Source organism: Streptomyces achromogenes subsp. achromogenes (assembly GCF_000720835.1).
GTDB lineage: Bacteria > Actinomycetota > Actinomycetes > Streptomycetales > Streptomycetaceae > Streptomyces > Streptomyces achromogenes.
In genome coordinates this window covers 1-14,571 of sequence record NZ_JODT01000015.1, presented here as the reverse complement: position 1 = coordinate 14,571, position 14,571 = coordinate 1, and the positions used below count along the sequence as shown (strand labels likewise).

At 71.5% G+C, this 14,571-nt stretch carries 13 protein-coding genes and 2 tRNA genes; 4 read left to right on the top strand and 11 right to left on the bottom strand.

All coding sequences use genetic code 11. From position 1 onward, the window contains the following. Positions 1–115 precede the first annotated feature (115 nt). Positions 116–532 (top strand): Fur family transcriptional regulator, encoded by a 417-nt coding sequence (locus tag IH25_RS0116130; protein WP_030609729.1) that lies wholly within the window; start codon positions 116–118, stop codon positions 530–532. A 158-nt stretch (positions 533–690) separates the two neighbouring features. Here the strand turns inward: IH25_RS0116130 and IH25_RS0116125 are convergent. The 4 genes from IH25_RS0116125 to IH25_RS0116110 all read right to left on the bottom strand — a co-directional run bounded on the left by IH25_RS0116125 (position 691) and on the right by IH25_RS0116110 (position 5,927). Continuing rightward, positions 691–764, bottom strand: a tRNA-Met gene (locus IH25_RS0116125). A gap of 68 nt (positions 765–832) precedes the next feature. Continuing rightward, complete coding sequence (locus IH25_RS0116120; protein ID WP_030609725.1) at positions 833–2,659, bottom strand: tetratricopeptide repeat protein; 1,827 nt, start codon at positions 2,657–2,659, stop codon at positions 833–835. Positions 2,660–2,869: 210 nt separating this feature from the next. Then, positions 2,870–2,943: transfer RNA gene (locus IH25_RS0116115), tRNA-Met, on the bottom strand. 41 nt (positions 2,944–2,984) lie between these two features. After that, positions 2,985–5,927 carry a UPF0182 family membrane protein gene (locus IH25_RS0116110; protein WP_209445324.1) on the bottom strand — a complete coding sequence of 981 codons (2,943 nt, stop codon included), beginning with the start codon at positions 5,925–5,927 and terminating at the stop codon, positions 2,985–2,987. 164 nt (positions 5,928–6,091) lie between these two features. On the opposite strand from IH25_RS0116110, the gene IH25_RS0116105 reads away from it, so the two are divergent. Beyond that, complete coding sequence (locus tag IH25_RS0116105; RefSeq protein ID WP_030609718.1) at positions 6,092–6,634, top strand: PPA1309 family protein; 543 nt, start codon at positions 6,092–6,094, stop codon at positions 6,632–6,634. A 96-nt stretch (positions 6,635–6,730) separates the two neighbouring features. Here IH25_RS0116105 and IH25_RS0116100 read toward each other — a convergent pair whose 3' ends face one another. The 4 genes from IH25_RS0116100 to IH25_RS0116085 all read right to left on the bottom strand — a co-directional run bounded on the left by IH25_RS0116100 (position 6,731) and on the right by IH25_RS0116085 (position 9,893). Further along, complete coding sequence (locus IH25_RS0116100) at positions 6,731–7,828, bottom strand: YlbL family protein (protein ID WP_030609714.1); 1,098 nt, start codon at positions 7,826–7,828, stop codon at positions 6,731–6,733. A 50-nt stretch (positions 7,829–7,878) separates the two neighbouring features. Continuing rightward, positions 7,879–8,052, bottom strand: a complete 174-nt coding sequence (locus IH25_RS41655; protein ID WP_167345758.1) for a hypothetical protein — start codon at positions 8,050–8,052, stop codon at positions 7,879–7,881. A 138-nt stretch (positions 8,053–8,190) separates the two neighbouring features. Next, positions 8,191–8,649 carry a molybdenum cofactor biosynthesis protein MoaE gene (locus tag IH25_RS0116090; RefSeq protein WP_030609711.1) on the bottom strand — a complete coding sequence of 153 codons (459 nt, stop codon included), beginning with the start codon at positions 8,647–8,649 and terminating at the stop codon, positions 8,191–8,193. Between the two features lie 131 nt (positions 8,650–8,780). Next, on the bottom strand, positions 8,781–9,893 hold the full coding sequence (locus IH25_RS0116085; protein WP_030609709.1) for an SDR family oxidoreductase: 1,113 nt from the start codon (positions 9,891–9,893) through the stop codon (positions 8,781–8,783). Between the two features lie 190 nt (positions 9,894–10,083). Between IH25_RS0116085 and IH25_RS0116080 the strand changes: the two genes are divergently transcribed. Together IH25_RS0116080 and IH25_RS0116075 are read left to right on the top strand one after the other, a co-directional pair. Beyond that, positions 10,084–11,529 (top strand): zinc-dependent metalloprotease, encoded by a 1,446-nt coding sequence (locus IH25_RS0116080; RefSeq protein WP_030609706.1) that lies wholly within the window; start codon positions 10,084–10,086, stop codon positions 11,527–11,529. Further along, complete coding sequence (locus IH25_RS0116075) at positions 11,526–12,047, top strand: NUDIX hydrolase (RefSeq protein ID WP_030609703.1); 522 nt, start codon at positions 11,526–11,528, stop codon at positions 12,045–12,047. The genes IH25_RS0116080 and IH25_RS0116075 overlap by 4 nt, the downstream gene beginning before the upstream one ends. Before the next feature lie 125 nt (positions 12,048–12,172). Here the strand turns inward: IH25_RS0116075 and IH25_RS0116070 are convergent, their stop codons facing one another. The 3 genes from IH25_RS0116070 to IH25_RS0116060 form a co-directional block, all read right to left on the bottom strand. Continuing rightward, positions 12,173–12,928: an AIM24 family protein gene (locus IH25_RS0116070; RefSeq protein WP_030609700.1), complete on the bottom strand. Its 756-nt coding sequence runs from the start codon at positions 12,926–12,928 to the stop codon at positions 12,173–12,175. A gap of 17 nt (positions 12,929–12,945) precedes the next feature. After that, positions 12,946–13,626: an AIM24 family protein gene (locus IH25_RS0116065; RefSeq protein WP_030609697.1), complete on the bottom strand. Its 681-nt coding sequence runs from the start codon at positions 13,624–13,626 to the stop codon at positions 12,946–12,948. Between the two features lie 12 nt (positions 13,627–13,638). Continuing rightward, positions 13,639–14,571: AIM24 family protein (locus IH25_RS0116060; RefSeq protein WP_030609694.1), on the bottom strand; the 933-nt coding region annotated here is incomplete at its 5' end.

Below are 14,571 nucleotides of genomic sequence, written 5' to 3'. Positions count from 1 at the left end.
CTGTCCTGTGGCCAAAGCCGTTCTCGATCCTACAATGGACTTTGTCTAAGTCAAGCGATGATCCAAAGTCACACCTATTCCCGATCTGGGGACTCTTCCTGTTAGGCTGGTGGCCATGAGCGACCTTCTGGAACGGCTGCGTGGACGCGGATGGCGGATGACCGCGCAGCGGCGCGTGGTGGCCGAGGTCCTGAACGGCGAGCACGTGCATCTGACCGCCGACGAGGTCCACGCGCGCGCCGTCGCGAAGCTGCCCGAGATCTCCCGGGCGACCGTCTACAACACCCTGGGCGAGCTGGTCTCGCTCGGCGAGGTGCTGGAAGTCACGACGGACAAGCGCGCCAAGCGGTACGACCCGAACGCGCACCGGCCGCACCACCACCTGGTGTGCGCCCGCTGCGGCGCGATCCGTGACGTCCACCCCCTCGGCAACCCGCTCGCCGACCTCCCCGACACCGAGCGCTTCGGCTTCACGGTGTCGGACGTCGAGGTGACCTACCGGGGGCTGTGCCCGGACTGCGCGGGCGCGTAACCGAGACGCGGCACCAGGGGGCGCAAGCCCCCTTTTTTACTGCCCGGACCGCTTCACTGTCCGGAGCGCGTTCTTACCGCCCGTGCCCGGACCGCGACCCGGCACGGGAACGACCGAGGGCCGGAACCCAATTCTGGATTCCGGCCCTCGGCCTTCAGTAGCGGGGACAGGATTTGAACCTGCGACCTCTGGGTTATGAGCCCAGCGAGCTACCGAGCTGCTCCACCCCGCGTCGATGAACAAGACACTACGTGACTGTTGAGGTGGGATGCAAATCCCTTGGCGGGTGAGTGGCCGGGGTCACGCCGACAGCTCCTCGCGCAGCGCGTCCCGCAGCCGCCCCGCCCGCTCCGCCACCTCCGCCGGACCCAGCTCCACCGCGCGGGCGGCCCAGCGCTGCCCCTCCGCCAGCTCGCCGCGACGCGCGTAGACCAGGGCCAGCCGCAGAGCGGCCCGCCCGTGACCGGCGTCGGCGGCCCGGGTCCACCACACCGCCGCCTCCGGCTCGCTGCCCTCGCGGGCGAGCAGCAGACCGAGGTTGAAGGCGCCGTTGCGCGAGCCGGCCTCGGCCGCCGTCCGGTACCACCGCGCCGCCTCCACCACGTCCCCGCGGGCGGCGGCCAGCATCCCGACCCGGACCTGGGCCCGCCGGTGCCCCTGGGTGGCGGCCCGCTCGTACCACTCCTCGCACTCGGTCTTCTCGTGCACGATCTCCCCCAGCTCGTGCGCGGGCTCCGGCGGCCGGCGGGCGTCGAGCAGGGTGGCCAGCCGGTATGCGCCCTCCGCGCTGCCGCCCCCCGCGGCGCAGCGCAGATGGCGTTCGGCCTCCCGCTCGTCGCCCTCGCGCAGCCGGGCGATCCCGACCTGGAGGGCGGCCTCGGCGTGCCCGGCGGCGGCGGCCCGCTCGTACCAGCGCAGCGCCATCCGCTCCTCGCCGCGTCCGGCGTAGAGGATGCCGAGGTTGAACGCGGCGTCCACGCTTCCGGCCTCGGCGGCCTTGGAGAACCACGGCTCGGCCCCGGTCGTGTCGCCACCCTGGAGCAGCAGGATGGCCAGCGCGTTGGCGGCCTCCCGGTGCCCGGCGTAGGCGGCCCGCCGGTACCACTGCTCGGCCTGCGCGGTGCGGCCCTGCTCGGCGCAGAGCAGCCCGAGGTTGTAGGCGCCGTTGTCGTCACCGGCGTCCAGCGCGGCCCGGTACCAGCGCTCGGCGGTCTGGGTCTCGCCGCGCTCGGCGTGCAGCGCGCCCAGCGCGTTCGCCGCGTTGCCGTCGCCCTCCTGGGCGGCGCGCAGCCACCACACGGCGGCGCTCTCGGTGTCGCCGGCGTCGCGCAGCAGGAAGCCGAGGGCACAGGCGGCCCGCGGCTCGCCGTCCTTGGCGGAGGTCAGGTACCAGCGCCCGGCCTCCCTCAGCTCGCCGCGCCGCTCCAGGATCGCCCCGAGCTGGAGCGCGGCCTTCCGGTGCCCGCGCGCGGCGGCCTGCCGGTACCACTGCTCGGCCTCCGCGACACCGTTGTCCGAGCCGTTCGCCTCCCCGGGCCACTCCTCCCCCTGCCCGGCGGCGCGGTCGAGCGCCCGGGCCAGCCGGTAGGCGGCCTCGCGGTGCCCGCGCTCGGCGGCGGAGCGCATCCAGTGCTCGGCACCGACGTCCCCGCGGTGCTCCAGCAGATCGGCGAGGGCGTAGGCGCCGAGGACATGGCCCTGCTCGGCGGACTGGCGCAGCCAGTACTCGGCGGCCGGCTCGTCGCCGCGCTCGCGGTGGTAGCGGCCGAGGGCGTGCGCCGCGGCGGCGGAGCCGGCCACGGCGGCGATCCGCCACCAGCCGGCCGCCTCCTCGGGGTAGCCGCGCTGGTGCAGCAGGACGCCCAGGTTGTTGGCGGCGGCCCGGTCACCGGCCGCGGTGGCGGCGCGCAGATGGGGTTCGGCCGCGTCCAGCTCGCCGCGGCGCAGCAGCATCGCCCCCAGGACACTGGCCGCCTCGGCGTCCCCGCTCTGCGCGGCGAGCGCGAGACGCGTCTCCTCGGCGGCCTCCCCCATGTCCACCAAATCGTCGCGGGCCGACTCCGTGCCGGAAGACTGCGCAAATCGCCCTGACTCGAACAGAGTTGCCTTCTCCCCCATAACGTCCATCGTCGCACCACCTGCAACCTGGGTACACCCGGTATACCGCAGCAGCCCGTGAGGTCACTTCGGCGTTTTGTCGACATGCCCACAGAGTGACAAGTCAAACACACACCCCCCAACTCCCCACGGCGGCGCGGCCGTCCCTCCCCTCGGTACATGAGTTCGCACACCACGAAGGCCCGGATCCCTTTTCCCGGATCCGGGCCTTCGATGCAGTAGCGGGGACAGGATTTGAACCTGCGACCTCTGGGTTATGAGCCCAGCGAGCTACCGAGCTGCTCCACCCCGCGCCGTTGCGTGTCAACCGTACCACGGCGCGGGAGGATCTTGATCAACTCTTGTTCTCCCCGCTGTCCTTCTCGCCGGTCCCGCCGTTCTTGTCGTCAGTCTTCCCGCCGGTCTTGTCGCCGGGCTTGTCGCCGGCCTCGGACTGGGCCTTCTCGGCCTGCTTCAGCGCGTCCTGGAGTTGCTTCTGCGCCTTGGCGTACGCATCCCAGTCCGGCCCGTCCTGGAGCGCCCGCTGTCCGGCGTCGAAGGCCTTCTGGGCGTCCTGGAGCGCCTGCTTGACCGTCGGGTCGGTGGTGCCGGGCGCGGTCCCGGTGCCGGTCCCCGGCGGCTTGGCGGCCGGACTCCTGGCGCCGAAGATCTTGTCGAGCGCCTCGTCCAGGGTGTTCTCGAACGCGGTGTCGTTCCCGTAGGTGACGAGGACCTTCCGCAGCAGCGGCAGCTTCAGTCCGCCACCGCGGACGTACACGGGCTCCACGTAGAGCAGTCCGCCGTCCAGCGGCACGGTCAGCAGGTTCCCGTACTCGATGTCGGAGTCGCCGCCCCTGAGCAGCTTGATCGTGGAGGCGATCCGTTCGTTGGAGTTGAACTTGCTCTGTACCTGTTTGGGGCCGTCGACCGTCGTCCTGGTCGGCAGTTTCAGGATCCTGATCTTGCCGTAGTCCTTGCTGCCGGCCTCCGCGTCCACGGTCATGAACGCGGCCAGGTTGTCCCGCCCGTTGGGCGTGAACGTCGTCGACAGCGAGAACGCCTGCTGCTTCTGGTCCGGCATCTTCATGCTCAGGTAGTACGGCGGCACCGCGTCACCCGACTTGTTGGTCGGGTCGGCGGGCACCTGCCACACCTCGCTGCCGGTCAGGTAGGTCTCGGCGTCCGTCACGTGGTAGCGGGTGAGCAGTTCACGCTGCACCTTGAACAGGTCCTGCGGATAGCGCAGATGGTCCATCAGGTCGTCGGAGATCGCGCTCCTGGGCTGCACCGTGTCCGGGAACGCCTTCATCCAGGTCTTCAGCACCGGGTCCTGGGTGTCCCACTGGTACAGCTCGACCTCGCCGGTGTAGGCGTCGACCGTCGCCTTCACCGAGTTGCGGATGTAGTTGACCTGGTTCTGCTGGGCCACCACCGCGCGGGAGTCGTTCGTCGCGGTCAGCGAGTCGGCCGTCGTATCACCCAAGGTCGTACGGGAGGAGTACGGGTAGCCGTTGGTGGTCGTGTAGGCGTCGACGATCCACTGGATGCGGCCGCCCACGATCGCCGGGTACGCGTCGCCGTCGATGGTCAGCCAGGGCGCGACCGCCTCCACGCGCTCCTTGGGGGTGCGGTTGTACAGGATCCGCGAACCCTTGCCGATCGCGCCCGAGTACAGGATCTGCGGCTCGTTGAAGGTCAGCGCGTACGCGGCCCGGTTCAGCGGGTTGTCGAGGTTGACGCCGCTGCCGCCCCGGTACCTGGTCGGCTTCTCACCGTCGTTGTCGGAGTAGTCGATCTCCTCCTGGGGACCGCCGACGATCGAGTAGGTGGTGGTCTTCTCGCCGTAGTAGATCCGCTGCTCGTAGCTGCCGAGGTCGCCCTTGGACGGCAGGTCGTACTCGGTGAACACCGGCTCGCCGCCCTTGGCCTCGGTGCCCTTGGCGGCGACCACGCCGAAACCGTGTGTGTAGCGGAAGTGGTCGTTGATCCAGTTGTGCTTCGGAACGCCGGCCAGGTCCAGCTCGCGCAGCCCGATGACCGTGTCCTGTTCCTTGCCGTCCTTGCCGGGGTACCGGTCGACGTCCAGGTTGTCCGGGAAGCCGTAGTAGTTCTTCATCTCCTGGCGCTGCTGGAACGTCGGGGAGACGATGTTCGGGTCGATGATCCGGATGCTCGCCGCGTCGTCGGCCTCACCGCGCAGCGTGCTCTTGTCCTTGGTCTTGGACTCGCCGTTGTACCCGGTGACCTGGGTGTCGTCGATGCCGTACGCCTCGCGGGTGGCCTTCAGGTTCTTCTGGACGTACGGCGCCTCCTTGGCCTGCTCGTTCGGCTGCACCTGGAACTTCTGCACGATGGCCGGGTACAGGCCGCCGATCAGGATCGCCGAGAGCACCATCAGGCCGAAGCCGATGACGGGCAGCTGCCAGGTGCGCCGCCACAGCGTGGCGAAGAACAGCAGCGCGCAGATGACGGCGATGCAGAACAGGATGGTCTTGGCCGGCAGATAGGCGTTGGCGTCGACGTAGCGCAGGCCGGTCCAGTTGTCGGTGGCCTTGAAGTCGCTGGACTTGACCGCGAGGCCGTACCGGTCGAGCCAGTAGGCGACCGCCTTCAGGGCGACGAAGATGCCGAGCAGCACCGACAGGTGGCCGGTCGCGGCGGCGGTGGCCCGGGCGCCCGGGCTGGTGACGCGCAGCCCGCCGTACAGGTAGTGGGTGAGCGCTGCGGCGATCAGGCACAGGATGGTCGCGGCGAAGCCGAAGCCCAGCAGGAACCGGTACCAGGGCAGGTCGAAGGCGTAGAAGGCGACGTCGAGGTGGAACTGCGGGTCCTTCTCGTGGAAGGGCACGCCGTTCACCCACATCAGCCACGTCCGCCACTGGCCCGCCGCCGAGGCGCCCGCGATCAGCCCGACCAGGCAGGTGACGACGAGCAGCAGCCACTTCTTGTACGGCGCGATGCCCATGCGGTAGCGGTCCAGGCTCTGCTGCTCCATGGACATGGCGCTGAGCGGGGGCCGCAGCCGGTGCGCGAGCCAGATGTTGAGGCCGACCACGGCCGCCATCAGCAGGCCGAAGACGAAGAACAGCCCGATCTTCGTGGACAGCGTGGTGGTGAACACGGACGAGTAGTGCACCGACCGGTACCAGAGCCAGTCCGTCCAGAAGCCCGCGAACATGGTGAACACCATGCCCAGGGCGGCGAGGACCCCCAGCGTCACGAGCAGGGCCCGCACCTTCCGGGAGGGGCGGCCCGCCCTGATCCGTGGCCCCGTCGGGCCTCCGCCACGGTCCGGCATCTGGAAAGCCAAGGTGCGCCCCTCGAAGTTCGCTGTCGTTCCGTCAGGCCCTCGGGTTCGCGGGCCCCTCGTGGCCCCCCGTGTTCGCGGGCCCACACCTATGCAACTTACTCACCGTTTACTCGGTTCCCGATTCCGGCCGGGAACGAGGCAGGATTGTGACCATGTCCAACACTCCCATGGCAGCGAGCCCGCTCACCCGGGCCGTACTCGAGATCGACGAGTACGTCTCCGGCCTCGGCTGGGACCAGCCCGCTCGCCTTTTCGCCCTTGTAGACACCGCGCGGCTGCGGACTCAGGAACCTGCGCTCGCGGCCCAGCTGGGCCTCGAGGACGAGTCCGAGACCGCCGGTCTCACCCCGATCGAGCAGGACGAGGTCCCGTCCGGCAAGCCGCTGGACGAGTTCCTCGCCACCATCGCCTGGCCCGACGCGGTCACCGGCTGCGCCCTCACCGTGGAGCGGCTGATGCTGCCGCCGTCCGCCGAGGCCCAGGTGCCCTCCGACCTGGACGAGGCCCGGCTGGCCGAGTGGGTCGCCCGGCACCCCGAGCGCCAGGAGGTCCGCATGACGGTGGCCGTGCTGCGTGACGGCAGCCGCGAGTCGGCGCTGCGGCTGCGCGAGAAGGACACCCCGACGGAGGTCCTGACCGGCCCCGACCTGGTGCCGGGCCTGGCGGACGCGCTGGCGGCCACGTTCGCGGACTGATCCGTCCGGCGCGGTACGACGCCTTCGTACGGCGTCTTGGTACGGCGCTGGGGGCGCCCCTCGTGCAGGGGGCGCCCCCAGCCGTGGCGCGGCCGCTCAGCCCTTGGCGGTGCACTTCGGCAGGGCGGCGACGTCCCCGCCGCGGATGTCCTCGAGCGCGTCGAGCGCGTCGCCGATGGTCTTGACCTTGACCAGGGTGAGCCCGTCCGGGGTGTCCCTGGCCGCCGCCGCGCAGTTGTCGGCCGGGGTGAGGAAGTACCGGGCGCCCTTGTCCCGCGCGCCGACGGTCTTCATCTCGATGCCGCCGATCGGCCCGACCGTGCCGTTGTCGTCGATGGTGCCGGTGCCCGCGACGAACGTGCCGCCGGTGAGGCTGCCCGGGGTGAGCTTGTCGTAGATGCCGAGCGCGAACATCAGGCCGGCGCTGGGCCCGCCGACATCGGCGAGCTTGATGTCGATGGTGAACGGGAAGGTGTGGTCGGTCCCGGCGGAGATGCCCACGATGGCCCGCTCGGCGCCGCCGTCGTCGGCGGCCCGGGTCGTGATCGTGACCTTCCGCGTGCCGCTCGCCTCCTTGTGGGACTTCTCGGCGGCCGCCTGGTCCTTGGCGGGGACGATCGTGAAGACGGCGTCCTGGCCGGGCTTGTGCTTGGTCACCAGCTTGGCGACGTCGGCCGGCTGCTTGACCGCCGTGCCGTCGACGGCCTTGATCACGTCGCCGGCGTGCAGCCGGCCCTCGGCCGGGGAGCCCTTGACGACCGTGGAGACGATCACCCAGGACTTCACCGGAATGTGCAGCTCCTTCAGGGCGGCGACCTTGGCGCTCTCCTGGGACTGGCTGAACTCCTCGGCGTTCTCCTGGCTGGACTGCTCCTCCGTCTTGCCGTCCGGGTAGAGCGTGTCGTGCGGGACGATCTTGCTGTCGTGGGCCAGCCAGCCGTAGACGGCCTCGACGAGGTTCATCCGGTAGTCGGCGCCGGTGACCCGGACGGTGGTCATGTTCAGGTGGCCGTCGGCCGGGTACGTCTTGTGCCCGGAGATCTGCAGCACCGGCTCACCGTCGTGCTCCCCGAGCGTGTTCACCGTCGGGCCGGGGGACATCTCCGCGTACGGCACGGGGATGAGCACTCCCGCGCACAGGAGCGCGATCAGCATCAGGGTCGAGGCGAGCATCGTCACGGTGCGGCGTGGCATGCCCCGACAGTACGGGACGACGCTGTCGGCGCGCCGTCAGGGCACCCCTCTCAGGCGCCGCGCGCGCCCGGCCGGGGCTTCTCCATGGCCTCACGGAACCGGGCGTATCCGTCCAGCTCCGGGCCGTCGCCGCGCACCTTGCGGGTCCGGTTGGCCCAACTGCCCCACAGTCCGCCGCCGACCGCGGCCACCAGCGGAATCAGCAGCCAGACAAGCACCCCCATGCCGACCTCCTACGCCATGAGCGTCCGCAACTGACTGATCAACAGATTAACCATCCGCAGGGACAACGCTCACGCGAGGGTGCCGGTTACGCAACCGGAGAGGGGGGTGTGTCGCGCGGGGAGGGGGGTGCGACGGCGCTACGCGCCGACCCATTCCTCCGTGCCGTCGGAGAACTTCTGGTGCTTCCAGATGGGCACCTCGTGCTTGAGGTCGTCGATCAGCTTGCGGCAGGCGTCGAAGGCCTCCGCGCGGTGCGGGCAGGCCACGGCGACGACCACGGCGAGGTCCCCGACCCGCAGATCACCCACCCGGTGGACGGCGGCCAGCGCCCGCACGGGGTGGTCGGCGACGACCTTCTCGGCGATCCGCCGCATCTCGGCCTCGGCGCTGGGGTGGCAGGAGTAGCCGAGGGCGTCCACGTCGGCGCCGCCGTCGTGGTTGCGCACGGTGCCCACGAACAGCGCGATGCCCCCTGCCGCGGCGTCCCCGACGGCGCGGAAGACCTCGTCCACGGAGAGCGGTGTCTCCCGGACGGCGATCAGCTTGACGGGGTTCTCGGCCGCCCGCTCACCCGGGTGGTCGTTCGTGAGTGCCATGGGCCCATCGTGCCCCACGGGTCCGGCATCGGGGAATACGGCTTTCCGCAGCACGCGCGCGGGGACGGTTTGGAGGCTCCTACAGAGGCTTGCCGCCGGGCCCTGGCGGGCCAGGGGGTCGTCGCCGCGCCTCAGACCCGGCGCCGCGCCTTCCGGGCCCGCCGTACGACGGCCGCCGCGCCCAGCAGGGCGACGGTCGCCCCCGCCGCCCCGGCCGCCGTCGCGTCCTTGCGGCCCAGCCGCCGCCCGGCGACCGTGCGCCGCCCGGTCACCTCCTCCAGCAGCTCGGCCAGCACCTCCTCGTTGGTCCACTTCGGCCGCCAGCCGGCGTCGTGCAGCCTGCTGCCGCTGACCACCCAGGGGTACATCGTGTACGCCAGGTCCCCCGCCGGGGAGGGGGTGAGCCCGATCCGGTGCAGCCGGGCCGCCGCGCCGAGCGCAACCGCCGACGGCAGCTCCATGCGCCGGATCCCGCTGAGCTCCTCGACCTCCTCCTGCTCCAGCCACCCGTCGCAGCCGACGGCGAGTTCCCCGTCGACCTTCTCCAGCACGGCGTACTCCAGGGCGCTGCACAGGTCCTCGACGTGGCAGAACTGCCACGCGGGCCGCGAGCCGGCCACGACCAGCAGCCGCGGCGACTCGAAATACCTGGTCAGCGCGGTATCGGTGCCGCCGACCAGGACGGCCGGCCGGACCACGGTGACGTTCAGCCCGGGATGCGCGCGCGGGGCGCGCCGCGCCAGCCGCTCGATCTCCAGCAGGTCCCCGACCCCGGTCGCCTCGGCGGTGGCGCGCAGCTCGGCGTCCTCCGACAGGGGCAGCTCGTTGTCCGGCAGCGCGCCGTAGACCATCGCCGAGGTGCACAGCACCACCCGGCGCACACCGGCCGCCGCGGCGGCCGTCAGCACCGTCTGGGTTCCGCGCACGTTGTAGGCCGTGCGCGCCGCCGGGTCGGTCTCCAGATCGAGGTCGAGGGCGAGGTGGACGACCACGTCGGTGCCGCGCAGCTTGTCCGCGATCGCCGGGTCGCGCACGTCGAGGATGTGCCACCGGGCCTCGGCGCACTCGCCGCGCCGCTCGTCGATGGCGACGACCTCCCTGATCTCGTCGGAGGCGGCGAGCCGCTCGGTGAGCAGGGCGCCGACCCCGCCGGCCGCGCCGGTCACCGCGACGACGGGCCCGCGCACGGCGGAGGAGGTTGAACGGTTTCGCGCTGCGCGAACCTGCGGATCTGGGGAACTCACCGGGCGTCTCCAGCGGTTGTCTTCAGTACGCGCGCGACTGACGCGTACGTACCAGGTGCATCCATCCTGCCGCAGGCCTTCCGCAGGCGAAGCACCGAGGCCCGATCGGGTCCGGGTGTCTACGCTGGGTGGTGTTGTCGGGCAGCCGCGCCGCCGGAAGAACCGGTGGCCTTACCAGCCGAGGAATCCCGTGAGTGACACCCCATTCGGTTTCGGCCTTCCGCCGGAGGAGCCGGAGGACGGCGACGAGGGCAAGAAGAAGGACCAGCAGAGCGGTGGTGGGCAGGGACCGGCCAATCCGTTCGGTTTCGGCGGCCTGCCGGGAGCCGGCGGCTTTGGCGGCCCCGGCGCAGACAACCCGCTCGCTGCCATGTTCGGCTCCCTGAACCCCAGCGACCTGGGTGCGGCCTTCCAGCAGCTCGGCCAGATGCTCTCGTACGAGGGCGGGCCGGTGAACTGGGACATGGCCAAGCAGATCGCCCGCCAGACGGTCGCCCAGGGCGCGCCGAACGGCACCAAGGACGCCAGTGTCGGCGCGGCCGAGCGCCGGGCCGTGGAGGAGGCCGTCCGCCTGGCCGACCTGTGGCTGGACGACGCGACGTCCCTGCCGTCGGGTTCCGCCTCGGCGGTGGCCTGGTCGCGGGCGGAGTGGGTCGAGGCGACCCTGCCCGCCTGGCAGGAGCTGGTCGACCCGGTCGCCGAGCGGGTCGGCGCGGCGATGGGCGACGTGCTGCCGGAGGAGATGCAGGCCATGGCGGGCCCGCTGATCGGCATGATGCGGTCGATGGGCGGTGCCATGTTCGGCACGCAGATCGGGCAGGCCGTGGGCGTGCTCGCGGGCGAGGTCGTCGGCTCCACCGACATCGGTCTGCCGCTGGGCCCGGCCCGCAAGGCCGCGCTGCTCCCGGCCAACGTGGAGGCGTTCGGCAAGGACCTGGGCGTGCCGCAGGAGGAGGTGCGGCTGTATCTCGCCCTGCGCGAGGCCGCCCACCAGCGGCTCTTCGCGCACGTTCCGTGGCTGCGCTCGCACCTGTTCGGCGCGGTCGACGGCTATGCGCGCGGCATCAAGGTCGACACGGCCAAGCTGGAGGACGTGGTCGGCCAGTTCGACCCGCAGAACCCCGAGCAGCTGCAGGACGCGCTCCAGCAGGGCATGTTCCAGCCGGAGGACACGCCCGAGCAGAAGGCGGCCCTGGCCCGTCTGGAGACCGCTCTGGCGCTCGTGGAGGGCTGGGTGGACGCGGTGGTGCACGCCGCCGCGAAGCCGCGCCTGGGGTCCGCCGACGCGCTGCGCGAGACGCTGCGCCGCCGGCGCGCGACCGGCGGCCCGGCGGAGCAGACGTTCGCCACGCTGATCGGCCTGGAGCTGCGTCCGCGCCGGCTGCGGGACGCCTCCCGGCTGTGGGCCTCGCTCACGGACGCGCGCGGGGTCGACGGCCGGGACGGCCTGTGGGCCCACCCGGACATGCTGCCGACCGCGACCGACCTGGACGACCCGGACGGTTTCGTGCACCGCGAGCAGCTGGACTTCTCCGAGCTGGACAAGATGCTCGGGGAGGCGGCGGGCGGCGGCCACGGCAAGCCCGACCTGCGCAAGAAGGACGACGACGAGACCGAGGGCGACGACACCGAGTGAGCCTGTACGACGACGCGGTCCTGGTCCTGAAGGGGTACGAGGGCCAGGAGGAGCTGCGCCGGTCGTACCTGGACCACCTGGCGGCCCGTCCGGACGGCATGTGGAAGGCCTGTGACGCCGGTCACGTCACGGCCAGTGCCCTGGTCGTCGACCCCGGGCGCGGCCGGGTGCTGCTCACGCTGCACCGGAAGCTGCGGATGTGGCTCCAGATGGGCGGTCACTGCGAGCCGGGCGACCCGACGCTTCGGGCGGCGGCCCTGCGGGAGGCGACGGAGGAGTCCGGGATCGCGGGACTGACCCTGCTGCCCGGCGGCCCGGTGCGGCTGGACCGGCATCCGATCCCGGCGCCCTGCAACTGGCACTTCGACGTGCAGTACGCGGTCCTGGCCCCGCCCGGCGCGGTGCACGAGATCAGCGAGGAGTCCCTGGACCTGCGCTGGTTCGGCTACGACGAGGTGGCCGGGGTGGCCGACGAGTCGGTCGTGCGTCTGCTGGAGGCCACGCGCGCCCGGCTCTGACGGGTGCCCGACGGGTGCCCGGCGAGTTGTAAGGGGCGTCCGCCTTGGCGGTCGCCCCTTACTCGTGTCCGGCTCGGCTCCAGACGTCCTCGTGTCCGGCTCGGCTCCGGACGTCCGTGTCCGGCTCAGCTCCAGACGTTGCCCTGGTTCTGGCCGCGCGCCCCCTGCTGACCCATGCCGAACTGGGCGGCGAGGCCCTGCCCGATCACGGCGTTCTGCGGCGGCAGCAGCTCGCTGGGCTGGACGAGCGCGAACCCGGAGCCCATGAAGCTCAGCTCCCAGCCCTCACCGGTGCTGCCACGCCGGCGCCACACGCCCGAGGAGTGCGTCTGGGCCTGCATCTGCACGCGCAGCCCGGTGGACCAGGCCACGATCGCGTCGGCGTCGCAGTTGACGTACTTGTCGGGCGTGACCCGCATCAGCAGCGGGGCGCCCGAGGTCATCAGGGCGACCCTGCCGCGCCCGGTGATGTTGAGCTGGTACTTCCCGGAGCCGGAGATGCCGTACAGGCTGTCGACGGCGACGACCTCGTAGTGCAGCGAGGAGTCCATGGCGAGGACGTAGGAGCTGTCGACGGTCAGCCCGTCCTGCTCGATGTCCATGATGTGCACGTGCTGGGCGAGGTTGGCGAGGTAGACCGTGCCCTGGCCGTGGCAGCGCATCAGGTCCAGGCCCTCGCCGGTGTGCGCACGCGCGCGTGCCTGCCGGTTTCCCTGGAATTCGGCGTCGAACTCGACCAGACCCTGGTAGGCGACCATGGTGCCCTTGCGGGCGAGGAGGTCGTCGTGGCCGTCCAGGGTGATCCGGAGCATCTGCGCGTTCTGCAGGCTCCAGCGCTCCTGCGTCTGGAGGTCGTTGTGCGCGAAAAGCGGACTCTGCATGGTGTTCTGGCTCCCCCTCAGCCCCGGACCCGGAGACGGTCGGTGCTGTCCTCGCTGGGCTGGACGACGACGATGCCCTGTCCGGAGAAGGCCATCTGGTAGGCCTCGCCGCTGCCCCGGCCGATCAGCGACTGCGCCTTGAAGCTGCGCTTGCCCTTCACCTTCAGGTTCGGCGACCAGGCGACGAGCGCGTCCGGGTCGACGTACGTCTCGTCCTCACCGCCTCCGCAGTCCACGACGATCGGCGTGCCCCGGGAGGTCAGCGCGACCCAGCCCTGCCCGGAGATCCGCGTGTTCCACAGGCCCTGCCCGGCGAACTTCGCGAGCCCCTTCACCCGCTCCACACCCCAGCTGAGGTGGGCGTCGAAGGCGAGCAGGTTGGTGGCGTTGACGGAGATGCCGTCGCCATTGAGGTTGATCACGACGACGTCGGCACCGTAGTCGGCGAGGTAGAGCAGGCCGTCACCGGAGCACTTCATCAGCGGCGCGCCCTCGCCGGTGGCCCAGTCGCGGGCGATCTGGCGGACGGCCGGCGGGTTGGGCTCGTACTGGATGAAGCCCTCGTAGGCGACCATCGACCCCACGCGCGCGAGGAGGTCGTTCCCGGTCTGGAGGGCGACCTTCAGCATGTGGCTGCCGTGGTTCTCCATGCGGGCGGTGACGGGTGCGGGGGCGAAGCCCGCGAGCGGCTGGTTCATGACGGGCTCCCCTTAGACCTCGTACGGCTGGACGACGATGAAGTTGCCGGGCGCGCCCCGGAACTGGAGATTGACGCTCTCACCGGTGTCGCCCGGGTAGGCGTTGCGGCGCATGCGGACCTGGCTGGAGACGATCACCTGGGAGCCGGCCGACCAGGCGACGACGGCGTTGCAGTCGGCGAACGTGGTCGGCGTGACCGGCAGCACCACGGGCGTGCCGTGCGTCTTGACGACGATCGTGCCGGTGCCCTGGAACTGCATCGTGAACAGCGCGCCGCCGGGGATGCCGTGGCCCTCGATCCGGCGGACCTCGTAGCTCAGGCTCTCGTCGAAGGCGAGGACGTTCTCCGCGGACACGCAGATCGCGTCGCCCTGGAGCTCGACCGGGTGCAGGTGGGCGGAGTTCTCGGCGAGGAAGACCTGGCCCTGGCCGGAACAGCGCATGAGCTGCATCTCCTGGCCGGTGGCGTTGCCCACGACGCGGCCCATGAAACCGGCGCCCTTGTAGCCGAAGTCGACCTTGCCCTGGTAGAGCACCATGCTGCCCTGCCGGGCCAGTACCGGCTGTCCGCCGATGCCGAGGTCGACGCGGACGAGCGCCTTGTTCTGCTGCGTCCAGCGCAGGCCGGTCGGGGTCTCCTTGAACCCCTGGAGCGCGGCCGTCACCCCGGCACCGCCCTGGGGCGCGCCCTGCGGCACCTCGTAGGCGGCGGTTTGGCCGGGCGCCTGCCCGTAGCCCGGAGGCATGGGCGGGGCGGGCTGGCCGGCGCCGTAGGGGGCGGGCTGCCCGTACCCGGGGGGCATCGGCGCGCTCGGCTGGCCGCCGTACGACGGCTGCTGGGGCGGCTGGCCGTAGGGCGCGGGAGCCGTGGGGGCGGGGGTCACGGGCGCGGCCGGCGGGGGGATGGTGCCGCCGGGCGGGGTCAGGGGGGCGACGACCGTGGG